Genomic DNA, 26,200 nt, shown 5'->3' with positions numbered 1-26,200 from the left:
AAAAAGGATCGTTATCATTTCTGCAACGATCCCTATTGTCAGTCCGCTAGTTGAAATCAGCAGCTGATCACTTTGATGCCCTGCGACAGTATTCCAATCATAGCGAGGAGCCCTGAGATGATTCGTTGTAAGCCTTGATTTTTATACGTGACGAATTGTTAATTGTGTTGTTAAATGTAAAAGGAGTGCAATTTCACAACAAGTTAAGTTAAGTTATTTTACTTTCTATAAAACTTAGATAAAACCTTTTCCAACAAAACTAAACTGCCCGTTACTTGAACAAAAGCAGCCGATCACTATGGTCGGCTGCTTCTTTGGTTTTATTGAACTATTGTTTCCCGTTAGAATCCCTATAAAACGATCGAAACCGAGGTAATATATCGAAGTAAGCTGCGAAGCCTTGCAGATTTGGAGCAAGCTAACCAAGAATACGTCTCGTTTATAACCACGAAAGTTTTCAAAAGAAATTAAACGACCGCTCGGAAACGGCCACAGCTTAAGGCGTCTTTTTTGTGTCTATTTGACGGAGTTATGACTAATATGGCGACTTCTTATGCGTGCATGTTCGGGTCCCCTGACATCCTCCTCTAAAAAAAACAAACCACTGACAGTTTTAGGCTGTCAGTGGTTGTTTAAATAAACTTACTTACTTGTCAATTAAATTGGTCATCTTCAGCATTCTTGCAATTAATGCCGTCACTTCCGCACGCTTCATCGGCGCTTTCGGGTTGAGATGAGTACCCTCGCCCTGAATGATACCTGCTTCGATTAGTTGCGCTACATCCGCTTTCGCCCAGTTGGCTACTTTTGCCCCATCTGGATATTGAGCCAAGGCAGAAGTATTACCAGCAGCCGCAGCGGGTTGAATCAGGCGATACGCACGGGCTACCATAGCGAAGCCTTGCTCTCTCGTAATTTGTTTGTCGCCGTAGAAGTAGCCATCGTCATAACCACGAACGATATCAAATTCATCTGCAATGGCGATAGCATTTTTATTCCAGACGGAAGCCGACACATCCGGGAAGTTAACCAGCGATGCTTCCTGACGCATCAGACCCAGACCGAGGACCACGATCTCCGCAAACTCGGAACGTGTTACACTGCGTTCCGGCGAGAACGTGTTATCCCCATTCCCCTTCAGATCCAGTCGTGCTGCGATGTTATTCACATCCGCTTGACCCCAATGGGTTCTCACGTCGGTGAAATCCTCCGGATTCCAGATCACTGAGTAAGTACCACTGCTACGCAGGTCATTAATTTGTGCATAATAACGATTATTGATCTTCGTTACAACGGTAGGCAGGTGATACACGCTGCCATCTTGATTCACTACAACGCCTGTCGTAATCCGGTTTGGATCGATGCCTTCCGGCAGAGCGATGTATTTGGCTGCATAGCCATTCAATTGACTGGATTCTACGGTCTTCCCGCCATGGCTAAACGTCAGGTTCAGATCAACCGGATTAACCAGCAGTTCATAACCTCCCGCAGTTGCTTTGTTCTTCGCAGATGCGATCAATCCTTCCGCAGAAGGCTTGATGTCGATGCGAACCCCGATATCTCTAAGCGCTGCATTGCCCAATTGACCAGCGACAGAATTCAGGTTCATTTTTCCGGCAGGTACCGGATAAATGGCCAGCGGGTTGCTGATTTTCAGGCTTGCTCCCTTATCGCCCAACTTCTTCAAGGTGTCCGCTGTCAATCCGTCAACCGTCAGATCTCCTTCATTTGGCGAGTGAACCGTCAGATCCTGGCCTGAACCTTCCGATACAGCTTCACCCAGCTTGTCCGGATCTACCTTAACTGAAGTTGTCGTACGGCCGTCTGAAGTTGAGGTTGTGCCTGTTGCAAACGGATTGTCTTTGCCATCGACAGTTATGTCAAGATTGCCCTTTGGAGCTTCAGGAGTACTTGGCGTTGTTGTTGGAGTTGTGCTTCCGCCACCCCCGCCTCCGTTGCTGCCATTATTTCCACTATTGAATGTACGGAAAATGTTCAGCGTATACAGGGTCTCCCTTCCGTTAACCGTAACCTTAACAACAATTGTGTTGGGGCCTTCATTCAAAGGCAAATGATCACTTGCTGTACCGCTAGTCGCGTCTGTCCAGGCACCATTATTGAGCGAGAACTCAATCTTGGCATTCGGATCCAGACCTGCAACGGAGTCCAGTGTTGGTTTGAAATATACGCTGTACGTTGCAGTAGTAGCAGTGTAATTATGCGTATTTTCGGAAAAAGTTGGAGACAATGGAATCGAAGTTCCATCTTGAGCGCTCAGCTCTAGACCGATGAGATGCGATTTTTGAGCAGACTCTACTACGAGCGTCTTGGATTCTTTGGCCACTTTACCATTTCTAACTGCCGTTACATCAACAGTATATGTTCCATCCGGCAATTCTGCCGACGGGGTAAAGCTCCAATTTCCATCTTTATCTGCTTCTACTTCTCTTCTTTCAAGCACATTTCCGTTCTCATCCTTCAATTCAACGGTGATTTTCGAATCTTGGTCTGCGACACCTTTGAGCTCAGGCTTGGATACGTTGACCAGACCACCACTCGGCTCGGTGATCAGCATGGGCTTAAGCTGCTCTTGCGCTATTTTTAATTGCTCAAGTGCTTTATTTACTTCTTCTTGTGTTTTGTTTTTGTTATCAAGCACTGCTTTGGCGTCTTCCAGCGCTTTTTTATATGCTGTCCATTCCGAAGCCTTATAATCTTCTTCGTTCAGTTGATTCCCTTCCTCAACGGCTTCTTTAAGATCGGTAATATTGACAATAGAAACGGTTTTCTCGGCGATGATTCCAAAATCCTCGTCACCCTCCATGCCGCCGTATTCAATGACATACCCTACAACATTGTTGCTCAAAGGGTAATCGTTCCATTGTCCTGCATTGGCGCCAGGCCCAAAAATATGCGCTACGTATTCCAGACCACTATAATCATTAGGCTCGCTGGCAGCCCAGTTGGCATACCCAATTTTCGTACCGCCTAGATAGCCTTGGTAGAATTTCAGACCATTCCCGTTGTCCTCCAGACCCTCCGGCCCGGTTACCCAGCGCCAGTCACCATTGACTTTAGCACCGCCGTTTTTGCGCTCGATATCTTGTGCACCAATCCAGCCTACACCCTCTGTCTTTTCTTTGACAAATGCATTCTCTTGAGCATCTGTGATCGTGACCAGATATCCTTCGCGTCCGAAATAGTCGTCGGCTGCAGCTTCATTTTTTGCATCAGTCCAGGAAATATTGCTTCCCTTATTGATATATTTATAAAAATGACCGTTGGCATCATAAGGAAGGGCATCACCCAAGGTAAACCTAACGGTTCTGGCTGACGTATTGTTGGAGGTTGTCGAAAATGCAACAGTTGACAATGTCTGCATATAAGCTTCAGCTGACGCAGTTCCTTTGAACGTTAATACACCATTTGCAGTATTATATGTTCCTGTAATTCCTGGGGTTGCGGTAAATGAAAGTTGATCCCCTGCTTGAAAATTTTCAAGCAGCACGGTGGCAGCGTCCAAATTGGTTGTATAAGCGGAATCTTGAATTACAATTCCAGGATCAATAACTGCTCCAGACGATTGCTGTCCATCCACAAAATCGTAACCGGATGTGCCGCCTGACGTGGTAATTAATGCCTGATCTGCATCAGCTGCGCTGACAGCCGTCGGAACCACCGGTAAACCACCTACGGTCAGAGCAGCTGCGAGGAATAACGCTCCATGCTTTTTCTTAAGAAACTTGTTGCTTTGTTTAAACACGTTCTTTTCCCCCAATCAATTTTTTAGACAAACTCTTTTCTTGTCACTTTTACATAAGAGCAAATGTTTGCCCTTTTTAAGCAACCTCCTTAGAAATCTAAGTATCGCTATGTGGTTGTCGGCAAATCCCACATTTCCTATAAATCATATTTTAACAATCGAATCTCTACAAAAACTGTACAAATCATATGGCCGGTTTGTAACTCTTGTTTACCAATCAAGCACTTGGGAATTTAAAAAGGGTGACCCCTTTAGAATACAGAGATCACCCTTTTGAAGCCATGTAGGTCTTTTTTTGAAATGTCCGTTATATAGTGAACAGTTCACCCGGGAAGGTCCTGCTTTTTGTTTGTGCAGTATTTGGTCAGATAAGGCCCCATCTGTTGTCGGAGAAATTAAACGGCGAATGGATATCCTTCAGCCACATATTGCCTTTAATAATTAGAACATATCGGCAATCACAAAATACACGGATCCAATGATCCAGTCCGTCATGCTGCCAGATGGTGCGTCACGATGTAGTACAGATACCATCCTCCGTCGGAAAATGGAAAACCAGCACAGCGAACAGGCCGGGAATTTGCGCAAGCAGCAAGAAAAAGGTATCGATCTCATTCAAGTCAACGATTTCAGTTATTACGATCAAATCTTGGATACAGCCGTCATGTTTGGGGATGAAGACTTGATAGCATAAATCTCAATGATGTCATCCCTTTTCAATTTAAAGATTATGCTTTTTTCTGTTTCAACAAATAGGTAGCCCTCATTTAGTTTCTTTAGAAACACCACGGAAGAATTCATCTTGATTATTAACTTTAAATACTACAGAACGTTGTTCTTTAACAGTCATCTCAATAAATTGTCTCTTATTCATCCTATTATGCAATGTGTTCCCCTCCCTTTTAGAGATAAAGTATTCTATATGAGGTATGTTGTTTCCTTTTGTCCTTAAACTAACCTGCCCGTTAGTTGAATCAGCATGATCTGACCGTTATAATTTTCACCGACTATCTGGATGCAAATCTTTTTGCGAATGTTACGCATAATACAACACCAATGTTTACAACATAGATGGGCCATCCAACTGACTCATTCAGAATAAGAGCTGAGAGTAACAAGCCAAAGAATGGCTGGAGAAGTTGCAACTGTCCAACTCCTACTATTCCCCCTTGCGCGAGGCCTCGATACCAAAATACAAAGCCAATATACATACTAAAAAGCGATACATATCCAAGACTTATATATGAAGAAACGTGGATATCTCCCCAAGATTGCGGCATATAGAAAAATGAGAGTATCAGCATGACTGGGAGCGATATGATTAATGCCCAGGAGATGACTTGCCAACCCCCTAAACTCCTAGAAAGACGTGCGCCTTCCGCATAACCATAACCACACACAATAATGGATGCCAGCATAAGTCCATCCCCTACTGGAGAAGAGGCTTCCCCGCCTAATAAGGCAAACCCTATTACCAAACAACTACCCAAAGCTGATAACACCCAAAAAATTGGCCGCGGATGTTCTCCCCCTCGTAATACTCCAAAAATAGCTGTGGAGAGAGGCAATAGACCGACATAGATAATGGCATGAGCGGATGTGACATATTGTAGAGCTAGTCCTGTCAGTAGTGGGAACCCCACTACCACACAAAGAGCTACAAGAATGAGTGGGAGTATGTCTCCTCGAGCAGGAACTTTTTGCTTGAATAAGAGAAGGCATATAGCAGCCAAAATTCCAGCAATTGCTGCACGAGAAACGGTGAGAAATAAAGGATCAAAATCCATAACGGCTAAACGTGTTGCCGGTAGAGAACCACTGAATATCAGTACACCTAAGAATCCATTGATCCATCCACTTGTTGTTTGTTTCATTCTATTCACCTCGAATTGACTTTTGTACGATATTTTGAATTATAATAGGTACAAAACAAGGTGTATATTAAGATAATCTATATCTGTAAGGGTACAGATTTTCAAACAAAGAGAGGTACAGATATGACAACAAAAAAGGATATTATTAAACAAGATATACGATCAAATATCGTCAATGGGTTAATAATACCTGGTCAGCGATTACCTTCTATTCGGAAACAGAGCGAAAAATATGAATGCAGCCTTAATACCATAATCAGTGTGTACCAAGAACTTGAAAGGGAATTCCTGATTTATTCACGACCTAAGAGTGGTTACTTTGTTGTCGCAAAGGAAGCGCTACTACCCTTAATAGATAAAAAGAGAATAGATTTCTCTGCTGCAGCACCTGACCCTACATCTGTACCTCAAATGAACCTTCGACAATGTTTAAACAAAGCCATGGAACTATTCGAAGCATCCATTTTTACTTATACCGATCCGCAGGGACTGCTTTCTCTTCGTCAAGAAATTGTGAGACTGTTTCAACAGCAACAAGTCTTTACTTCGGAACAGCATTTATTTGTATTTTCTGGAGCTCAACAAGCGCTTCATCTTCTGGCTGGGATGGCTTTCCCTAACGGGAAGGCAAACATTTTGGTTGAACAACCAACCTACTGGGGAATGCTCTCTGCATTAAAGGCACAAAACCAAACCGTAATCGGTATTGAAAGAACGCCTGAGGGAATTGATTGGGCAGCTTTGGAACGTCATTTTCAAAGCAATACGATCAAGTTTTTTTACACCATTCCACGTTTCCATAATCCTTTAGGTACATCATATACAGCCGAAGAGAAGCAGCGACTAGCGGAACTCGCGAAAGCTTATGACGTCTATATCGTGGAAGATGACTATCTTGCTGATTTGGAAACCAACACAAAAGAAGATCCCATTTGGTCGTATGGTTGTGCGAGTCATGTTATCTACCTTCGGAGTTTTTCCAAAGTCATGCTGCCTGGATTACGACTTGCTGCCGCAACAGTACCACATGCTTTAATTCCACTGCTTCGTTTGCACAAGCAAACGGCTGATCTAAGTACCTCTGTACTTTCTCAAGGTGTACTTGAGATTTATATCAAGTCTGGTATGTATGACCACCACGCCAAGCAAATGAGAGTACTATATAATCAACGAATGAATCAGTTAAGAGGTGCTGTACGAAGTTTACTCCCTCTAGAATCTCGCTATTCAATTGAATGTTCTGGAGGTGTGTTTGCGGCAATACATCTCTTGGACATCAATACAAGGGAATTAATTCAGCGATTAGCAAGTCGTGGAGTTGATCTTTTCTCGACAGAAGAACAATTCTTATCCCATTTCCCTAAAAAAAACCTTTTGCGCCTAAGTATCATGCGTACATCGGAACATGATATTGAAGAAGGTATTGGAATTATAGCCGAAGAATTAGAACATGCTAAACAACAAGCAAATAGTGCTCCTACACCGTTCATTTGGGTTTAAAACATTGGTACAATTCTGTTGGTGAAAATCTTTAATATTAAGGACTGAAGATCTTGAAAAATCTGTTACAAAGTCTGTATTTCTAGCGCAGAACAACTACCTTTGTCCGAGGGTGGAAACACGACTCCTATTCCATATGTATCCATTTACCGATATACACAAAAAGACATTATACTTCCTGAGACGACGAACCCATTTGTATTCCTCATTCTGAGCGGTACAATGCGGCTTCATTTTTCATCAGGGTTTAAAGAATACTCACCCGGACATTTTATGATTTCAGCTATTGATAGCCCATTAACCGGTCAAGCTTTGTCTGTATCTGAGGATTCACCGTTTCTTGCTATATCCATCAATTTTTTTATAGAGATGTCATTTCAGTCATGTTAGATATTGATGGAGACTTGCCTGAAAAGCTTTTTGAAGCCGAAAATATCACCGTTAACGACCTACAACAAAACAATATTAAACTGTTGAAGACGATTTCACGCCTCATGAAAATGATTGGAAGTATAGAGGAGTTATCTTTTATGTCCAAACATTTGAAACGAGAAATTATCTCTACCAATAGTTGGATCAAGCAAAATTACAAAACGACATTCACAGTTGACGAATTAGCGAATCAAATCAGCATGAGTTTATCAAGCTTTCACCAAAAATTTAAAATGGCCGTGGGAATGGGCCCATTACAATGTCAAAAAAAGCTTCGATTATTAGAGTCAAGATCACTCATGCTTGAGCATACAAACAAAATAAGAGCACCGAATAGTGCCCTTATTTACATAACGATTATTTAGATATACGCAATACAGCACGGAAATTCGTTTTAGCAGCCATCATCTTTTCAAACGCTTCGCGAGCTTGTTCCAAAGGTAATACCTCAATCATAGGCCGCACATTAGTTAGCAAACTAAACTTTACGGTTGCTTCCATTTCGTTTATATCTCTTTGCCAATACCTGTACAGCTTTCATTGTTTTCACCTATATTCCTCCTTATTTGTCTGTAATACTGAATTGGTCTGTTACAGTATCGCAAATAATACAAATAAGGACTTGCTTGTTTCTGCGAAAAAATTGCACGATCCTTTCTCATAAGTAACTAAACTTAGCTGCCCGTTAGCATTTTTGCAACGATCCCTATTGTCAGTCCGATAGTTGAAATCAGCACTGATCACTTTGATACCCTGCCGACTATAAGTCCTAGAGATATTAAGATTACATCTGTTTACAAACAGTATTCCAATCATAGAAAGGAGACCTGTATTGATTTTATACAATCAAAAGGAATTACTTATGTAACTTACAGCACTTACCCTAATTACAGTGTCTCAACCAATTTCTGAATCTTTGAGTGGGAAATTAAATATACAGGTCCCATTATTTCTATTTTGCCGTCCTTTACACGTATAGCGCTCTCCTGTTCTGCCGCATAAATATCAATCTCTTCAGACAAGGGGAAGATGTAGCCTTGAACAAACGTTGCGTAATCGTGTTGAGAATGAGATTCGTAGGCAAAATGATCAAAGCCAATACCATCATAAATAGTACTTGTTTCAACTTCATCAGTGTTATTCAAGCTTAACCATTTTGCAGCATGTTTAACGCACCGGCGCTGGCACCCATGATAACGGCATTGCTATTCTTAATAACATCCGATAATTCATATTCCGCCAAAAAATCGTTCTGCAAAACAGGATATCCACCACATAAAAAAATGACAGAAGCGTTCTGAATGAATCGCTGAGCATCTTCTTTCTGCATGCGGTAATCAATGAAATGATATTCATCAAAAATAATATTAGCCTGATTCAACCATGTCCATTCAGAAATATCATCAAAGTTAACTTGCTCATCTTTATAACCAGACGGATCAGCACTAATCATAACAAGCGATTTTCTGTCTTCGATATCCTTCTGCAAACAATGGACCAGCTTCTCAGGAAAAAAATGATTAAACCAACTGAAATAGTAGTGCGTTTTCAAACTTAATTACCTCCATAATGTATTATTTACATTCATCCATAGGATTCATAGACAACCTCTTTTTATATGCATTATACAAAATAACCCAATTTATTGATAGTACATTTACCATAGCTATAACCACGTTAAAAAAAGCCCGGTTCATCTCCCGGGCAACATACACTTTTGTATGGGTTACTTACTTATAAATTCTACCATCTTCTGATGTAATTCCTTCTCGGAACATTGAAAGATACCATTAAAATCCTGGGGGTTACGGATCAATTTGTTTAACTGGTCTATTCCATATTGTTGAACAACAAACTCTACGAATAGGAACGAAAACTGAAAACCCTTCATCGTTTCGAAATCCCAGGTATCATTATCTAATTGTTCGAACGTTGGGATCTCTAAATTGTGAATAGCTTCTTCTGTCGTACCTTCAATAAAGTCCTGAGTCATCCCCTTGGCTTCATATCCACCAATCCCTTGCCTTATCCATTTCGGAGCCTTCGGATTGATTTCACTTATAAGCCACATGGTGAACAAATGAACCGTACCTTTAAGAATCGATTGATAGGTATGCTCCGGTCCTGGATTTAATGGAGATACAATTTTAAGAATACTCCCTTCATAGGTACCCATGAACCAATTCGGAGCATCTGCTTCTCCGACCGCTTGGTGAAACGATGGCATATCAGGATATACTTCAATCGTTACTTTTCGCGTTGGATGATAATTGTACTTTAGCGAGATTCGTTCAATATGATCACTTAGTTCATTGAACAAATCATAGTGTACTTTATTGGGATGATTGTTCAATCCCTCACTTTCACCTTTATTAACAATTGAAATCAAGTCTTCAATAGACATGATCGTAACGCCTCCCCATTCTTTCATTTCCTGTTTAAGTTTTTCCAAAGCTCTGTAGAGTCTGTTCTTTACCGCACTTTCACGCATCCCTACGATCTTAGAAATTTCAAGCAATGTGCAGTCCACAAAAAAGCGTAATGCAATGATTTCTTGGTCGGTCTCATTTAACTTTTTCAGCGCAACTCCGATATCAATTCGAAAATCAACATATTTCGTAAATTCAAGGGAGATCGATTGTGATTCATATCCCGTAAAATCAAATGGCGTTTCTTTTTTACGCGATAACCTTCGATATTCGTTTTTCACTGTATTCTGAGCAATCTTGAATATCCACGTAAATAAATTTGATCTGCCTTGGAATCGGTGAAAATTCTCGACAGCTTTTAAAAACACCTGTTGAGTCAAATCATCTGCAACCATCGGATTCAATTTCAGCGAAAAGTACGTGCAAATCCTTTGACGATACAGCTCATAGATGCTTTCAAAGTTAGTGATACTTTCCTGTTTATCCGGATAAACAGGTTTTGTGTCATGAGCTCCTGACATGGTGAGAACCTCCTCTTGATTTACAATGAATTAGACACCAGAGAGAGTCAGAAAGCCACATAAAATAAAAAAATATGTATTCGTCCTTTTAGGCTTGTTATTTACAGGACTAATCAGCCTTTTTGAAATCATCTCTTTAATTTTATATCTTTACAAATGAATAATGATAAGCAAAGATTGGAGTAGTCTACAAGCCACTGCTTTCTGCAACACCTATAAGTTAACTAGTTCTCTGAAATATCACAACGATCTGGAGGGAATCACATCACGTATCCGCCTCCCAACTGAAGGAGTGATAATCATGAAATACACCAATGCTTTATTATCAAGCATCATTGTTTTAGGTAGCTTAGGCACGTTATCCACTGCACCAACTTCGTTTCATACTTCTGATAAAGTAGCACACATTAATGCTGAATCAACTTCTAACAACTTTTCGACGTATCAGAGTATAGCTAAGTTCAGGAAAACAATAGGCTCAGATAAAATTGTCTGGAAAGGTGACAACATCACTGTAACCGCGAACACCTTAAATCTAGATGCTGCTGCCGACTTTGACCACAACATCATTGACACTATCGCGGTTGCTCATGGTAAAGACAAACACATCCTACATACGGAAGACTTTGGAGTGAATTTGGTGGATATCACAAGTGTTGCTGAAGCTCCATCTAATGAATGGATTGCTATCCGAGCAGAAAAAAGTGCCGGTAGCAATCTTATTCTCGTGAACTGTAAAACAGGAAAGTACATCATTTTAAATGAACGTCTTGAAAAAACAGGTAAACACGATGTCGAAACCATTTCATCATATAATTGGTCACCAAAAGAAGACATCATTGCATTTGATTATGGAAATACGGAGAAGAGCATTTTAGCAATATACGATACAAAGAAAGACCGATTTGTTTATCTCCCTCGGGCAACCAACTATATTAGCACCGGTTTAATTTTGTGGCATAAGAGCGGAAGAAATATGGATTACATTAGCGAGTATCCTTCAGATCAATGGATTCTTTTCAGATACAATACCGAAAGCAAAAAAGTTAAACCTGTAAAAAAAAATGACTCGGAAAGAATCTCAGCAGTGGTTTAAATTAGATAAATAACATCATTATTTAACTCCCCTTCCTTTATCCCCTACCTACTGACAACAGTTCTCTTGTCCATATTTTGTAGTAAACCGATTTTCTTTACGACTTTTATGTCGTTTGTAGCGTTCATATTAGTGAACGGAAATTTATAGTAAATTTTGGTTTTCATAAAAGAAACAGGAGGTGATTGGTTTTTCCCCCGTTAGGAGTCTAGTACTACGCAAATTAAAACCGAGGTGTAAAATGAAGAAATCCATAATCCTGTTACTATTCAGTACGCTGCTACTCTTGCTAATTCCCCTGCACACCCATGCAGCTAAGAATCAAACTAAAATTATTTTAGATGGCCATGAGCTAGTTTTACCCCATGATATTGAAGTCGTTAATGTAAGAAACAATATTATGATTCCTATTCGGGTAGTCGCTGAGAATTTAAAATTCAACGTGAAATGGGATCAAAAAACACAAAATGTAAATATCGAACAAGCTTCCAATGCAATTTCCTTGACCGTTGGAAAGGATCAAGCTACAGTTCAGGACATCACCGTCAAACTTAATATCGCTCCACAAATGATCAAGAATACGGTTGTTGTTCCCCTACGTTTTGTTAGTGAAGAGATGGGTCTAAGAGTGGGCTGGAATAACAAAAACAAGATTGTTACGCTAACCAGCAATAATGTATCTCAACCAGCTTCACCTTCTCATGGAAATGATGCAGGCACTAACCTGGTTCATGATATAACGTATGCCAATAATCAACTCGTCGTCTCATTAGACCATGAAGTTGCTCCAGTCATATCTACACTAAAAAATCCCGAACGGATTATTTTGGATTTCCCATCCACCAACTTCGGAAATATGGGACAGGTCCCCTCTGGAGGATCCATGGGAAGATTGGATGTTGACGAATTCCCAAGTGTTACTGAGATACGTTATTCTCTTTTCAAAAATGAACCTCCTCAAGTTCGAATTGTAATCGAATTAAACAATATAAGTTCGGTGAATTACACACAACAGACAATCGCCGGCAAATTTATCCTTGATCTAAGTATGGCAAATGAACCTGCACCTGCCACTCCTGTGAACAGCGGCAAAAAAATAGTCGTTATTGATCCGGGACATGGAGGAAGTGATCCAGGTACAATAAGTTTTACCAAAAGGCAGGAGAAGCATTTTGCCCTTGCTTTAGGGCTAAAAGTGCAGGCTCTTTTAGAAAAGGAACCTGACATAGAACTAATGATGACTCGGGAAACGGACATCTATCCTACAAGACCGGAACGTGTCAAACTTGCCAACGATCTTAATGCAGATGTGTTTGTATCTATACACGGTAACAGTGTAACTGCTGCTCCTCAGATATCGGGAACTGAAACGTATTATTACCAACGTGAGAGTAGTAAAGCACTGGCGACTCTCATCCATAAAAATCTGATCCATGCCTTGGGATTTAATGATCGTGGCGTTAAGAACGGAAACTACCAGGTTATCCGAGAAACCACGATGTCTGCGGTTCTTCTAGAAATCGGATTCTTAAGCAACCAGATGGAGGAGGAGGCTATGATGTTAGAAAGCAATCAAGATAAAGCAGCACAGGCCATTGTTGACGGGATAAAAGAGTATTTGAAGCTATAGGACAGTGAATAATTCAAGAGGATGTGCTTCTATGAAAAAAAGAATCTATGTGGCTATCGCAATATGTGCAATAAGCATACTAGCGGTAGGCTGTGGCAGCAAACCTACTTCTTCTAGTCCAGTGCAGGGTTCCGATCCTGCTAATACGACACCAGCGCCAATAGCTAACCCAAGCGAAGAAAATGAAGAATCTCAAGAAATTGAGGTTTTTTACGCAGATGATCAATTATTACAAGTAGAGCAACGTAAGAAGGAGATTACATTCAAAGATGACTCCGAAAAATACAGTAAGACGTATGCAGCCCTTCAAAGTAGTGATCAAACCGAACTAATTCCATTGTGGAGTAATATTGAACTGCTTTCTGCTACTTTTGATCAAGGGAAATTAACGCTGGATGTGCATATTCCGGATGAAGCAAGATTGGGGTCTGGCGGGGAGCTTTTAGCGATCGATGCTTTGAAAGGAACCTTTTTTCAGTTTGATGAAGTAAACAGTATTGATTTGCTCGTTGATGGAGATGCAACTGACAGTTTAATGGGTCATGCAGAATTAGAACATCCACTAACCCGTGAATAGGTCCATCCGATGGAACATACAAAGCATGATTTAAAAATAAGAGCCATTCGCATCAATACTTTGCGAATGGCTCTTATTTTTTTGGTAAAAGTGGACTTGCACTTCTTTTTGGTCAGGGAGTTATGAAGTTCCTTTTTGTTTACTCGCCTGCATCTGTTGGGCAAATCTCATCATCTCTTCGAACTCTTCCTCAGATACGGCATCCCCATCGTTGCTTATGTCTTGTACAATCGGAATTTCGGGCTTAGCTTTGGTTCCTTTGCCGTATGTACGGGTACGGGTTCCAGCTGCACCAGCAGCCTGTTTACCTTTGACCTTGGCCTGATCACGAATATATTGCACAGCTTTCTCATATGAGTTCACCTGTTTGAGCAACATGTTGGAGGCAATGGCCTCAACGAAGTTACGGTTAATCCGCTGCTCTCCGCCAGATACAAGTAATGCCATCAGATAATGAATCAATACATTGATGACTTCACCAGGCAACTTGTAGCTCAGATCAATTTTCTCAAATATATCAATCAGATTGTCCGGTACTGCACCTGGGAAGAACGTCTGCAACAGCCGGGTATACGGCTCGTTACGCAACATCATATTGTATTGATGAATATCACACTTCGTCATAAATTGCGGGGGTACTTCGACGTAATATTCCATCTGTACCCCATGCTCAACAGGTGGTTCACCGGAGTCTTCTTTCCGCTCTGGCTCCTCCATATGCTGCCTCAGTGCCACGACCTTGGCTGCCTGTACAGTCTGTTGCTCATGGCGCTTCTTCGTCTGTCTGAACTGCATGCTCGCTTTATGCTGAAGATCATCCAGAATCAGCTGGCCCTGTGGAGTGAAGATATCATCTTCATCCAGCAGACGGCATACATCCTGCACACTAAGGTTGAACTTGTTCACCACATAATTCACAATGCCCAGTTGTTCATGATCAAAACGCAACTGTTCTACATGACGGCGATTGACCGACTCGCGCGGAAAACGCAAAATAATGTCGGCATAGTTCAAACTGTTTTCTTCCGCTGCATCGTTCGTGCCTGTCCGCTGAGCCGTAGTTGATACTTCCGACAAAGCCTGCTCCAACTCGTAATCAATCACATGGGTATTCAATTCAAATATATCGTAAAAGGGAACGGAAATATTCTCTTTGTTGGCTGCCGGATAAGGCGCGTCCCCATTTTCCACTGCCGAGAACCCGGAACGCAGGGAAAGGACGGCGAATTTGCCAATCTTGTCACGAAGCAGCAGTGTCAAATGCTGTGTCCGGAAAAACTCTGCCGGAGAGAGCGGCGGTTGCAGCTCATATTCGTAGATGTAATCATCATTTTCCGGTATATATAGCCGTGAAGTCTGAAGTAGCCCCACTGCCTCAAGCTTGGATGTCTGCTCTAACAAATATTTGCGCCCTTTCTCACTTGGCTCTAGCCCAAGTGTCATGAACAGCCTCCGTTGCTGTTCAAGCGGCGAATAACCGACCTGTTCACCGGGAAGATGCTGAAACAACAGCCGATACAAGCCAACCGCAAAAGCACCTACCATGGGCTGATATGCTCCTGTAAGCATACGGTCATCCAGGGCGCTAAGTCCAAACTCCCTGTATACGCAGTAGCGATGATGTTCAGTATAATGGTGCAGATTCTTCATGCGCATAGCCTGATCTCCTTCTCCCCAAAAGTATGTTTATCTATTCTATCATAAATGTCTGATCCTCAAATGTTCAAAAACAGGTAAAAAGATGGCCTGTTCTCGCTCCGTTTCGTCCTAGGTCGACATCATTCACGTTTTCGCCGAATTAAGCAAATTTCTAAAATAAAAATGTCGAGTGCCGCTAGAATACTATAAAAGCTGTAGCCGCAGAATACAAGGGAATATCTAAAGAGAAGGTTCTCCAGATGTATATGAAGTACAAGTGTACAATAAACCTTCTAATATAAATGAACAGCAAAAAAGCCTTCCCTTTGTATTCGTAAGCGTTTACGACAAAGACAAGACTTTTACGCGATTACAGTGGCATGTGTTACCTCGTTCCAACAATCTAAAACATTCTGTACCCACCCAAACGTAACTTCTGGATCGTCCAGCCACTGATTACCGCACCAGCCAGTCCAGCGATGCCCGTCATATAGTCCACAAGCTGGAAAGAACCCAGATGTGACATCAGAGACGACGAATGATCCCATAGAGAGTATACAACAACAGGCAGAATTACAATGATGAACAGATAGGAAGGAAACCAGGTTGTCTTCATCAGCATGTTCAGAATGAAACCGATACCAAACATCATAACGAAAAATAATACCATTAATACCAACACAGGTATAAATTGCATCGGGCGACACTCACCTCTTCTTTCACACTTTCGGGTTTCACTTCTGGATAGTAGTTAGTGTACCGCAAAAAATGTGGCGAAGCAACGAACTTTCTGGACAAATTTCCCTATATTTATACTCTGTTCATTTGCCCTTCTGCTTCATGTTGGGATACAATGTAAACGATAAAGCACTCACCCGTCCCTTATAGTGCGTGTTCAAAAAGACTGGTTTTCAGTGCGGACTTTTTGAACAACCTCTTATAGGGATTTGGAAATATACCTTGCAGGAGGAACACAACCAATGAACGAAGCCGCATCAACACTGGAGGGCTGGTATGCCCTGCATGATTTTCGCTCGATTAACTGGGCCGCCTGGAAAGCAGCAGATGATGAGGAACGTGCTGTAGCGCTGGACGAGCTGGAGGAATTCTGGAAGGAATGGAAAGAAGTCGAGAATTCATCCCAGGGAAGCACGGTCGTTTATACCGTAGTGGGACAAAAGGCTGACCTTTGCATGATGCACCTGCGTGAAACGCTGGAAGATCTGAAGGCTGTTGAAAACGCATTTAACAAAACGATGTTTGCCCAATACACAACGAAGTCGTATTCCTACGTTAGTGTAGTGGAACTGAGCAACTATCTTGGCAAAGAAGGCGAAGACCCGATGCAGAATCCGGAGATTATCGCCCGTCTGAAACCCGTTCTGCCACAACGACAATACATCTGCTTCTATCCGATGAACAAAAAACGTGAGCTGAATGACAACTGGTACATGCTGTCCATGGACGAGCGTCGCACCATGATGCGCAGTCACGGCATGATTGGTCGCAGCTATGCGGGTAAAGTGAAACAGATCATTACCGGCTCTGTCGGTTTCGACGATTGGGAATGGGGCGTTACGCTATTTGCGGATGATGCACTTCAGTTCAAAAAACTTGTCTATGAGATGCGTTTTGATGAAGTGAGTGCCCGTTATGGCGAATTCGGTTCGTTCTATGTGGGAAGCCTCTTGAACGAAGAAACGTTGGAAGACATGCTTAAGCTGTAAACATAATGCAAAGCACAATAAAGCACCGCGACATCTCCTGTAAAGGATATTGTCAGCGGTGCTTTATTGTGTATCAATATTCTACTACCTCAAGCTTGATTTAGATCTATATAGTTTGAACTATTTATTTATACAAAAACGGAAAGGACAGAAAAAACCTGAAAAAGCGAAGCTACAAGCTTTCTGAAAGAAAGCTACATCGGAAGCATAGGTTATTCTGTCATTGAAGTGGATGTGTAAACATCTTTAGTCCAACTTATATAAAGTCTTAATCTTCATCCTCCTCATCTACCGCTTTCAGCGATTCGAGGAATTCGGCAGTGGCCCGGTCACGGTCACGCCCCTTCTCTTTAAGCCGCTCAATCGCAGGCATAATGAGAATATCCACTTCTTTCTGCACAATGTAGGCCAGATCATATTGATCCTGTTCCTCGAGATAACCACCGACCTGCATCAGGGCGTTGTATCGATCCAGCTCTTCACGTGTTAAAAGTCCCCGGACCTGAACACTGCAATGTCTCATCCAAAAAACCGCCCTTTCTTCAGGACTAGCGGAATACCACCAATGATGAACAGATAACGCAGATCAACCAGCTTCTTCAACTGAGCCGCTTTCCAGCCCTTGTATTTCTTGCCGCCTACAACAGCAATGGCTTCACCTTTACCCAATGAAGCAACCGTACCCTTGCTCGTAAATACAAAAGGTTGTGGCTGTTTTTTGCGAATGGATGCCACGACGTTCTTGGCACAGTTCACGCCCTGCTGCATCGCAATCTGTGCTGTTGGCGGATATGGACGCCCTTCCTGGTTGAAGACCAGTGAATTGTCACCGATGACATAGACATGCTCATGTCCAGGCGCACGCAGATACTCATCTACCTTCACACGTCCCCGCATCACTTCAAGGCCTGCCTGTTCAAGCAGTGAGTTACCGCGAATACCGCCGGTCCATACGACTGTAGCCGCATCAAGCTTTTCACCCTCACCCACAATAACCCCGTCCGGGAGACATTGCTTGATCGGAACACCAATTTTGAAAGTAACGCCCTTCTTCTTGAGCACATTCATCGCATGCTCTACCAGTTCCGGATCAAATCCAGGCAAAGCTGAAGGCGCTGCCTCTACATTGTAGATGTGCACATGTTTTGGATTCACGTCGAACTCCTTGCACAGCTGTGGAATACGATCTGCAAGTTCAGCTACGAATTCAACACCACTGAAACCCGCTCCACCTACGACAAACCGAATACGATTTCGTTTGTTATCGTTTTTGTACATCGCAAATTGATATTCGATGTGTTCTCGAATCAGTCTGACCGAGTTAATGCTGCGGATAGTCATCGCGTGATCGAGCATGCCCGGAATACCGAAGGTCTCAGGCTCACCGCCTAGTCCAATAATCAGATAATCATAGGATAACGTGCCGTCCTCCAGAATAATCTTCCGATCCTGCAGACGAATCTCCTTCACGGAAGACTTGACCAGATCAATCTTGAACTCATCAATCAGCTTGGAAATGGGCACTCTTGCATGCTCAATGGTATCCGTGCCGGCTGCCGGCATATGTAGATGTGTAGTAATATAATGATAATCATGCCGGTTCACCAATGTGACGTCGGCCTCGTTATAGTTCAATTCCTTCTGCAGCCGCTGGGCTGTCAGAATCCCGCCATAGCCCGCGCCGAGGATGACGATTTTGGGAATACTGCTCATGTCTATACCCCTTCCGGTTTCACTTGCACCAGCCCGATCTTGGGTGAGATGCAAAATGCACATACTTACAAATATTGATGATGTCTTGCCCATTATGACAACAAATGTTAACTTCGCGAATTTATTTAAACGTTTGCATCAATTTCATAACTCACTAAAAATGGATTTTATGAAACTAGATATCGACGTATCGAACCGTTTTGATCTATATCTAGACTTGATTGAAGCAACTAAAGGTTTATGAAATTGATACGTTTGCACGCAAGTTATCGTTTCAAGTTGTGAAATTAACCACAAGATTCTACAAAACACGGGATCTGTCTTCATATTACATATTGACTCTAAATTAGACAAAAAAACACATAGTACAGGTCAAGGATATCTGTATTTCTAGTAAAGATCAAGGTTTTTTTTGTTATTTTTCATAACCTTTCATTTCCAATTTCATCCTATTCTCATCTGATCTTCATCAATTGTTCCCAGTTTCGTGACGCCGCTAACTTTGCAACCCTGAATACACCGTTTATAATAGGAAAGACAGTTCAGCACCCATGCCGGTTACGATACGTAGCCTGCACATTCTTTCTGTTAACTACCTATTAAAATATGAAAGGTGTTGTTGATTCTTGACTGCACAAAATTCCAGTCATGATATGACTGATTTACTTATTATCGGTGGAGGCCCTGCGGGTCTGTTCGCCGCGTTTTACGGTGGGATGCGTCAGGCATCCGTTACATTGGTTGAAAGTATGCCACAGCTTGGCGGACAGCTTGCCGCTCTTTACCCGGAGAAATACATCTATGATGTAGCCGGATTCCCGAAAGTAACGGCTCAGGAACTGGTGAATAACCTGGTTGAGCAAATGAGTCATTTTAACCCGAACATCCGCCTTGAAGAAAAGGTTGTATCGGTGGAGAAAAAGGATGAACAACATTTCGTCGTGAAGACGGATGAGAATGAATATCATGCCAAAGCCGTCATTATTACAGCTGGTGTAGGTGCATTCGAACCACGTCGCCTGGAGCTTGAAGGTGCTGCCAAGTTCGAGAAGAGCAACCTGCACTACTTCATCAGTGATCTGAATGCCTTCGCTGGCAAAAAGGTATTGATCAGTGGCGGCGGTGACTCCGCGGTAGACTGGGCACTCATGCTGGAGCCTATCGCTGAGCAAGTGACGCTGATCCATCGCCGGGACAAGTTCCGTGCGCATGAGCACAGTGTCGAAAACCTGATGAATTCCAAGGTGAATGTCGTTACACCGACCGAAATCACGGAACTTCATGGGGATGACACGATTACCAAAGTAACCCTTTCCCATGTGAAAACCAAAGAAACTCAGGAAATCGAAGTAGATGACGTGATCGTTAACTTCGGATTTGTCTCTTCTCTCGGACCAATTGCCGAGTGGGGTATCGAAATTGACAGTAACTCCATCGTTGTTGATTCCCGCATGGAAACATCTATTCCAGGAATCTTCGCTGCCGGAGATATCACAACATACCCAGGTAAACTGAAGCTGATCGCTGTCGGATTCGGCGAAGCTCCAACAGCCGTCAACAATGCAAAGGTATACTTCGATCCGGATGCCAAATTGTCCCCAGGACACAGCAGTAACATGAAACGCTAGTTTTGCTGAAATAACATATATTGATACAAAAAAGGGTATCTTACTCCTGAGTGAATCCATATCAGGAGGGATACCCTTGTCTTATATATGCCCGCTGTGTAACGGTCTGGTTGTACCGGAGCAGGCTTGCCCCCACTGCCTTCAGGGACTGTTAGAATGCGGCAAATTGGATGATTACACCGGACCATACAGCCCCTACGTATCCCACCCTTCCTCTGACACGGCAGACGAAGTCGAAAACGTTTGCAATCATGTGATGTACTGTCACCATTGTCAGACGAGCACGCCATGGCCTGTCTCACTATGGGACTTGTCCGGAAACCTGTAACATTGCCTGCAATGAGGATCTCTAGTGAAGAATGGCAGATACGTCGGTACCCAGTTTGCGCTTATGGATTTCTGCCAACAGCAGTGCGATGAAATCTCGTTCGAGATTCAACTCAATCGCTTTATGGTAGGAATCCAACAACATCTCATCGGATAACATAGCCATTTCCCGCCACAACCTTTCCTTTTTTTTCCTCAAAACTATCATATCAGAGATTCATATAGAGAACAAGCGTTCTTGTTATCCACAATCATATGTGGAAATCCTGTGCATAGTTTGTTGATAAATGGAAAAAGTATAGAGTAATCAACATGTATAGTGTGGACAATATTTATGCACAGGAAGTTTGTACTACTGTCAGAACGTTTATCAGCGTATTTTTTTTGGAATAAATTCATAGTTTCAAGACTTGTTGCGAGTAAATTACCCAGTAATGTAAAATTTCAAACGGTTTTCATAACGTTTTCTTCTATATATTATCGGTTTTTCTTGAATTTTCTTGAGTTTTCCCATTCATTTTCTATTGAGGTCTGGTATTCACTTCCAAAATCCAAATCTTGCCTGAATAATCCAGTCCATAATCAAATCCAAGCTGACCTACACCAGGGAACTGACTTTCCATAATGTACGTACATGTCAGTGTAAGTGAACGCATCTCCCGGCGTTTGTGCCGACCGGATATATGTGGCAGGGATAAACCAAGAGCTCGCCTTCCTGATAACATGGTGCCACCCTTGCTCAGATTTGTCACACAGAGTCCGGGACGAGCGAGTCGCCCTACTAAAGAGCGGAATACCCAGCCTCGTTCGGTTTTGACAACTTTGACTCTGTAATCAACAGGTCTCCCTTGAATCGTTGCCAGATGAATGCCTTGCTGGATCAAGTACCTGCGTCTAGCCTTTACACGCACCAGAGAGCGATACATCTGGCTGAAACTGGCGAAAGAACGGGTCGTTTTCATATGGGTGTATCGATAAGCCCCACCGCTCGCCGATACCCGAATGACACCGTAACCACCGCCTCCTACAATAGGTTTGACATACACCATTCCATAACGACTGAGCATTTGCAGCAGATTACCCGAGTTGAATGCCTTGGTCTGTGGGATATGGACAGCCGCTACCGGGTATTTCATCAGAGCCGCTGTCTTCCGCCATTTGCTTGCAAGTTGTCTCGACATGGGTTGATCTCCCTCCTTGAAACAATAGTCCTTCCTTATACATACTCAACAGAAGCCTTGCTTTCTTGGATGTCTGTCCACGGCAAAGGCCCCTTTTCCATGTAACCTGTCCCAGGGGTGATGGCGGAAACGGGAACAAGCGCCCGGTTTGCTTTTCAAACAAGTCAATCTGTCGTATGCTACTAAGGAATGGCTTGGAAGGGCTTAAATATGAGGATCTAAGGAGCGTTCAGAACAAATGGAAGCATTTTTCAAATCACTTTATGGCGTAGCCTATTTTGCAATGTCGATCGTTCTGGTAGCTGTTACGGTACTTCTCTTTGTCACAGGTATTCGACTGTTTATGCAAAAGCGTAATCGCGGCTTTGCCGTGAGTTGTCTTATATTTGCCTGTTTCATCGTCTTTATCATTGTTGTTATGCTAACTACGCCCTTCTCTGCCACACCGCCGGGTTCACCGGAAGCCATGGCTGCCCTTCTTCACTTCGGGTAGTTGAACCTCTGTAGAAGGAGATGCTTATGAAACATACTAATGAAACCTTAGGAATTATTGATATCGGCTCGAACTCCATTCGTCTGGTTATATATGAACTGGATCAGGACGCAGCCTATCGCATCATTCATGAAGACAAATACGCTGCTCGTCTGAGCAGCGTTGTTGAGCCAGATGGTACCATCCTTCGCCATTCTTTGGATAAAGCCATCACCATCTTGCGTCAATTCAAAGCGACCTGTGAAGCGTATCAGACCAAACTGATTCGCGCAGCAGCTACCGCAGCCATTCGTAATGCAAGCAATGTCCTGCAGATTATCGAATGGCTGGAGACAGAGACGGGGCTTACCATCGAATGTGTATCCGGAGATCGGGAGGCCTATTACGGTTTCCTTGGTGTTACTCAGTCCATTGATCTGGCAGACGGTTTCGTCGTAGATATTGGAGGCGGCAGCACAGAGATCACGGTCTTTCGGGATCGGAAGAGGTTACATAGCATCTCCCTCCCTATTGGTGCAGTGAATTCACATGCCCGTTACGGGGGCGAAGATCAGTGGACCGAGGCGAATGCAAATGCATTATGCAACGAAGTCATTGAGGCTCTCCGTGGACAGGATTGGATTCGTGAGCATCCCGGCCTGCCACTCATCGGACTTGGCGGCACAATGCGTACACTCGCCAAAGTGGAACAGAAGCGTACCCAGTATTCTTTGCCTGTCACCCATCATTATGAGATCAGTGAGGAAGCGATGGAGAACATCGCTCGCTCCTTGCCACATCTCACCTCGGCACAGCGCAAAAAGGTACCTGGGCTCGCCAAAGATCGCGCAGACATCATTGTGCCCGGTGTACTGATCCTGCGAACCGTCTTCAAGTTAATACAGGGAGATCGTTATGTGGTTAGTGGTGCGGGTCTACGAGACGGGTTATTGCGAGATTACATGGCTGGAGGTCAGCCGGTCGTTCCGGACGCGCTGAAGGACAGTATCCGCAACTTTATCCATTTTGGTCCGCCTATTCCAGAGAAACGTCTGCAACGGATTCATCAGGATACGGTTACCCTGTATACGGCATTACAAGGTACCCCTCCTGATCAAGCAGATGCCCGAATCCTGTATGCATCTTCCATGCTGCACATGGCAGGTAAGCAGATTAACTATTTCCGTTATACACAGCACTCGGCCTATTGGATCATGAATTCAAGTATCTATGGACTTTCTCATCGGGAGACCATTCTAAGTGCCAGTGCAGCTGATTATCATCCAAAAAAAAGAACGCCCCAGCTTCTGAATAAGCACCGGGACATTCTGAAAAACTCGGATGAGCGCCATGCTCATCGTATTGGCTCTCTGCTGCGCGTAGCGGAAGCCATCAATCGATCCGAAAGCATCGCTGCGATTGAAGCAACAAAAGAAAACGACTCGCTGCAGGTGCAATTCACCTGTACAGCTGAGCCGTTACTGGAACTTGATGGCCTGGAAGAGGCTGTCAAGGATCTGAAGGAAGCCTGGGGAGTTACGTTAACGCACTCCATTCAGCAGGCTTCCAAGGGATAATACCCATGGCCTCCGTCTGACTTCTCAGCGGGGGCTTTTCATTTTTTACAAATACATAATTGCCACCAGGCATAAGCTCTCTCGCTTTGACATTATCCATAAGGGACAGATTAAGAATATCGACCAGCATCTTCTTCAGCTCTGGATCAAATACGGGACACATCAGTTCAATTCTTCGATTCAGGTTACGTGTCATCCAGTCTGCACTGGAGATGAATACATCCGGGTTGCCGCTATTTTCAAAATAAAACAACCGTGAATGCTCCAGAAAACGATCCACAATGCTAATGACCCGAATATTTTCACTGAGCCCCTCTACTCCTGGACGCAGACAACATACACCACGCACAATCAGATCGATCTGCACGCCGGCTTGAGAAGCCTCGTACAATTCATCAATCATTTCCTGATGGGATAAGGAGTTGATCTTGGCAATGATTCTGGAAGGTTTCCCTTTCAGCGCGTGCTCCGTTTCTCTACGAATCAGTGCAAACAACTCATCCTTCATACCATCCGGAGCTACGCGGAACGCCTGCAATGCCTTCGGACCGGAGTATCCGGTAATCTCATTGAACAATTCGGATGCATCCTCCCCAATAATCGGATTAGAGGTGAACAGTCCCACGTCCGTATACACTTTGGCTGTACTCTCATTATAGTTACCGGTTCCTACATGGACATAACGTCTCAGCCCCTGCTGTTCCCTGCGTACGACAAGAATGATTTTGGCATGGGTCTTCAGTCCAACCAGTCCATATACTACGTGACATCCGGCCTTCTCCAGCTTACGGGCCCAAGCAATGTTGCGCTCTTCATCAAACCGGGCTTTCAGTTCCACCACCACCGTGACCTGCTTACCACTCTCAGCGGCAAGTGCAAGTGCCGGAATAAGGCGTGAATCGCCATTGACCCGATATAAAGTCATCTTGATGGCCAGAACTCTTGGATCTTCCGAAGCCTCCAATATAAAATCAGTGACTGGTTCAAACGATTCGTACGGATGATGCACCAGCACATCGCGTTTGCGCAGCAGCTCAAAATGACTTTCTCTTGGCAGAAACTCAAGTGGGTAGACTGGCTTCACCGGACTGTATTTCAGATGCGAGAAACTTTCCAGACTGTCCACGAATCCCGCCAGAAAACTCAGATCGAGTGGTCCATCAATTTCATATACCGGGTCCTGAATATCAAATTCATCCTGCAATTCCAATAAGGCATCCGGACGAAAATCCTTGCAGACTTCCAGTCGTACAGGAGCCCCGCGGCGTCTGCGTCGCAATTCTTTTTCAATAGCCTCAAGCAGATCTTCCGCTTCTTCTTCATTAATGAACAGATCCGCATTGCGGGTCACTCGGAATTCCTGTGCAGCAAGTGAGATATATCCGCTGAAGAGTGTATGGATATGATGTTTGATAAGGTCTTCAATCAGTATGAATGTTTTCTTTTTGCTATTCGCCCGAATGGGAGCCTGAACTACCCGCGGCAGATTGGAAGGCACCTGAACAATAGCCATAAACGGCTCTCCCTCTTGCTCCCCTTCCTTCTGTAGCATCACGGACAGATAGACAGACTTGTTGTGTACCAGTGGGAACGGGCGACTCTGGTCAATCGCCATCGGTGTGAGTACCGGAAAAATAATTTCATGAAAGTATTGGTCCATTGCGCGCTGCTGTGTCACATTAAGATCTGTATATTCCTGAATGTTCACGCCTTTCTTGGCGAGTAGACGAATGAGTTCACGATACGTTTTATACTGTTCGGCGACCATGGTCCCGGTTCGTTTGATCAATCTGCGGTACAATCCCGAAGGCGTGTATCCTGTAAAATCTTTTTGCGTGAATCCGGCCTTGATCTTCTCTTTTGTCTCTGCCACCCTTACACTGACGAACTCGTCCAGATTACTAGCGACAATGCCGAGAAATCTCATGCGTTCCAGCAGAGGCGTTGTTGGATCCTGGGCCTCCTGAAGTACGCGCCGATTAAATTCAACCCAACTCAAATCACGATTAACGTAGTTACCTGTTTTGACGTCTCTATGCATGTATGGCCTCCGAATGTGTTGCATATCTATTCTTGGTTAGAAGTTCTCATATAATTGTACTATTCGTAATCAAC

General features: G+C 43.3%; 22 protein-coding genes and 2 pseudogenes. 12 read left to right on the top strand and 12 right to left on the bottom strand.

Going from position 1 to position 26,200, the window contains the following annotated elements:
* Nucleotides 1-646 precede the first annotated feature (646 nt).
* Entirely contained in the window at nt 647-3,763 is a 3,117-nt protein-coding gene (locus QF049_RS28845) for an S-layer homology domain-containing protein (RefSeq protein ID WP_307542333.1), read from the bottom strand.
* Between the two features lie 580 nt (nt 3,764-4,343).
* Between QF049_RS28845 and QF049_RS31445 the strand changes: the two are divergent.
* Nucleotides 4,344-4,436: pseudogene (locus tag QF049_RS31445) on the top strand (hypothetical protein); the annotation flags it as partial.
* A 334-nt stretch (nt 4,437-4,770) separates the two neighbouring features.
* On the opposite strand, the gene QF049_RS28835 reads toward QF049_RS31445, so the two are convergent.
* A complete protein-coding gene (locus tag QF049_RS28835) occupies nt 4,771-5,637 on the bottom strand; it encodes a DMT family transporter (protein WP_307542329.1) in 867 nt (288 codons plus the stop codon).
* 123 nt (nt 5,638-5,760) lie between these two features.
* On the opposite strand from QF049_RS28835, the gene QF049_RS28830 reads away from it, so the two are divergent.
* From QF049_RS28830 to QF049_RS28825, 3 genes are all read left to right on the top strand, one after another.
* On the top strand, nt 5,761-7,137 hold the full coding sequence (locus tag QF049_RS28830) for an aminotransferase-like domain-containing protein (RefSeq protein WP_307542327.1): 1,377 nt from the start codon (nt 5,761-5,763) through the stop codon (nt 7,135-7,137).
* Between the two features lie 102 nt (nt 7,138-7,239).
* Entirely contained in the window at nt 7,240-7,527 is a 288-nt protein-coding gene (locus QF049_RS31440; protein WP_373428312.1) for an AraC family transcriptional regulator N-terminal domain-containing protein, read from the top strand.
* The gene (locus QF049_RS28825; RefSeq protein WP_307542326.1) at nt 7,521-7,934 is read left to right on the top strand and encodes an AraC family transcriptional regulator; all 414 of its coding nucleotides are present in this window, start codon (nt 7,521-7,523) and stop codon (nt 7,932-7,934) included. Before QF049_RS31440 ends, QF049_RS28825 begins: the two co-directional genes overlap by 7 nt.
* On the opposite strand, the gene QF049_RS28820 is transcribed toward QF049_RS28825, so the two are convergent.
* The 3 genes and pseudogenes from QF049_RS28820 to QF049_RS28810 all read right to left on the bottom strand — a co-directional run bounded on the left by QF049_RS28820 (nt 7,927) and on the right by QF049_RS28810 (nt 10,519).
* A complete protein-coding gene (locus QF049_RS28820; RefSeq protein WP_307542324.1) occupies nt 7,927-8,070 on the bottom strand; it encodes a hypothetical protein in 144 nt (47 codons plus the stop codon). The genes QF049_RS28825 and QF049_RS28820 overlap by 8 nt on opposite strands.
* Nucleotides 8,071-8,456: 386 nt before the next feature.
* Nucleotides 8,457-9,121: pseudogene (locus tag QF049_RS28815) on the bottom strand (Type 1 glutamine amidotransferase-like domain-containing protein).
* Nucleotides 9,122-9,295: 174 nt separating this feature from the next.
* Nucleotides 9,296-10,519 carry an RNA polymerase sigma factor gene (locus QF049_RS28810; RefSeq protein WP_307542322.1) on the bottom strand — a complete coding sequence of 408 codons (1,224 nt, stop codon included), beginning with the start codon at nt 10,517-10,519 and terminating at the stop codon, nt 9,296-9,298.
* A 301-nt stretch (nt 10,520-10,820) separates the two neighbouring features.
* Between QF049_RS28810 and QF049_RS28805 the strand changes: the two genes are divergently transcribed.
* The 3 genes from QF049_RS28805 (at nt 10,821) to QF049_RS28795 (ending at nt 13,822) form a co-directional block, all read left to right on the top strand.
* Nucleotides 10,821-11,615, top strand: a complete 795-nt coding sequence (locus QF049_RS28805; protein ID WP_307542321.1) for a hypothetical protein — start codon at nt 10,821-10,823, stop codon at nt 11,613-11,615.
* A gap of 241 nt (nt 11,616-11,856) precedes the next feature.
* The gene (locus QF049_RS28800; protein WP_307542319.1) at nt 11,857-13,245 is read left to right on the top strand and encodes an N-acetylmuramoyl-L-alanine amidase family protein; all 1,389 of its coding nucleotides are present in this window, start codon (nt 11,857-11,859) and stop codon (nt 13,243-13,245) included.
* A 31-nt stretch (nt 13,246-13,276) separates the two neighbouring features.
* A complete protein-coding gene (locus tag QF049_RS28795; RefSeq protein WP_307542316.1) occupies nt 13,277-13,822 on the top strand; it encodes a GerMN domain-containing protein in 546 nt (181 codons plus the stop codon).
* 120 nt (nt 13,823-13,942) lie between these two features.
* Here the strand turns inward: QF049_RS28795 and QF049_RS28790 are convergent, their stop codons facing one another.
* Both QF049_RS28790 and QF049_RS28785 read right to left on the bottom strand, forming a co-directional pair.
* Nucleotides 13,943-15,478: a replication initiation and membrane attachment family protein gene (locus QF049_RS28790; RefSeq protein WP_307542314.1), complete on the bottom strand. Its 1,536-nt coding sequence runs from the start codon at nt 15,476-15,478 to the stop codon at nt 13,943-13,945.
* Between the two features lie 385 nt (nt 15,479-15,863).
* Complete coding sequence (locus tag QF049_RS28785; RefSeq protein WP_017692435.1) at nt 15,864-16,157, bottom strand: YuiB family protein; 294 nt, start codon at nt 16,155-16,157, stop codon at nt 15,864-15,866.
* 283 nt (nt 16,158-16,440) lie between these two features.
* Here QF049_RS28785 and hemQ point away from each other — a divergent pair, with 283 nt between their 5' ends.
* Nucleotides 16,441-17,187 (top strand): hydrogen peroxide-dependent heme synthase, encoded by a 747-nt coding sequence (gene hemQ / locus QF049_RS28780; RefSeq protein WP_149846789.1) that lies wholly within the window; start codon nt 16,441-16,443, stop codon nt 17,185-17,187.
* Nucleotides 17,188-17,455: 268 nt separating this feature from the next.
* On the opposite strand, the gene QF049_RS28775 is transcribed toward hemQ, so the two are convergent.
* Entirely contained in the window at nt 17,456-17,710 is a 255-nt protein-coding gene (locus QF049_RS28775) for a hypothetical protein (protein ID WP_017692433.1), read from the bottom strand.
* The gene (locus tag QF049_RS28770; RefSeq protein ID WP_145325110.1) at nt 17,707-18,900 is read right to left on the bottom strand and encodes an NAD(P)/FAD-dependent oxidoreductase; all 1,194 of its coding nucleotides are present in this window, start codon (nt 18,898-18,900) and stop codon (nt 17,707-17,709) included. Before QF049_RS28770 ends, QF049_RS28775 begins: the two co-directional genes overlap by 4 nt.
* Nucleotides 18,901-19,553: 653 nt before the next feature.
* Here QF049_RS28770 and QF049_RS28765 point away from each other — a divergent pair.
* Both QF049_RS28765 and QF049_RS28760 read left to right on the top strand, forming a co-directional pair.
* The gene (locus QF049_RS28765) at nt 19,554-20,528 is read left to right on the top strand and encodes an NAD(P)/FAD-dependent oxidoreductase (protein ID WP_210437008.1); all 975 of its coding nucleotides are present in this window, start codon (nt 19,554-19,556) and stop codon (nt 20,526-20,528) included.
* Between the two features lie 76 nt (nt 20,529-20,604).
* On the top strand, nt 20,605-20,856 hold the full coding sequence (locus QF049_RS28760) for a hypothetical protein (protein WP_124117506.1): 252 nt from the start codon (nt 20,605-20,607) through the stop codon (nt 20,854-20,856).
* A 21-nt stretch (nt 20,857-20,877) separates the two neighbouring features.
* Here QF049_RS28760 and sda read toward each other — a convergent pair whose 3' ends face one another.
* Nucleotides 20,878-21,021: a sporulation histidine kinase inhibitor Sda gene (sda, locus tag QF049_RS28755; RefSeq protein WP_017692430.1), complete on the bottom strand. Its 144-nt coding sequence runs from the start codon at nt 21,019-21,021 to the stop codon at nt 20,878-20,880.
* Nucleotides 21,022-21,376: 355 nt separating this feature from the next.
* Nucleotides 21,377-22,036 (bottom strand): YheC/YheD family protein, encoded by a 660-nt coding sequence (locus tag QF049_RS28750; protein WP_124117505.1) that lies wholly within the window; start codon nt 22,034-22,036, stop codon nt 21,377-21,379.
* A 238-nt stretch (nt 22,037-22,274) separates the two neighbouring features.
* Between QF049_RS28750 and QF049_RS28745 the strand changes: the two genes are divergently transcribed.
* Together QF049_RS28745 and QF049_RS28740 are read left to right on the top strand one after the other, a co-directional pair.
* Entirely contained in the window at nt 22,275-22,529 is a 255-nt protein-coding gene (locus QF049_RS28745; protein ID WP_017692428.1) for a hypothetical protein, read from the top strand.
* A gap of 26 nt (nt 22,530-22,555) precedes the next feature.
* A complete protein-coding gene (locus QF049_RS28740) occupies nt 22,556-24,085 on the top strand; it encodes a Ppx/GppA phosphatase family protein (RefSeq protein WP_307542306.1) in 1,530 nt (509 codons plus the stop codon).
* Here QF049_RS28740 and ppk1 read toward each other — a convergent pair.
* Nucleotides 24,045-26,126 carry a polyphosphate kinase 1 gene (gene ppk1, locus QF049_RS28735; RefSeq protein WP_091020823.1) on the bottom strand — a complete coding sequence of 694 codons (2,082 nt, stop codon included), beginning with the start codon at nt 26,124-26,126 and terminating at the stop codon, nt 24,045-24,047. The two genes, QF049_RS28740 and ppk1, sit on opposite strands and share 41 nt — an antisense overlap.
* Between the last annotated feature and the right edge of the window lie 74 nt (nt 26,127-26,200).

It is taken from the genome of Paenibacillus sp. W4I10 (assembly GCF_030816325.1).
Taxonomy (GTDB): Bacteria; Bacillota; Bacilli; order Paenibacillales; family Paenibacillaceae; genus Paenibacillus; species Paenibacillus amylolyticus_B.
This window is presented reverse-complemented; position numbering and strand designations above follow the sequence as displayed.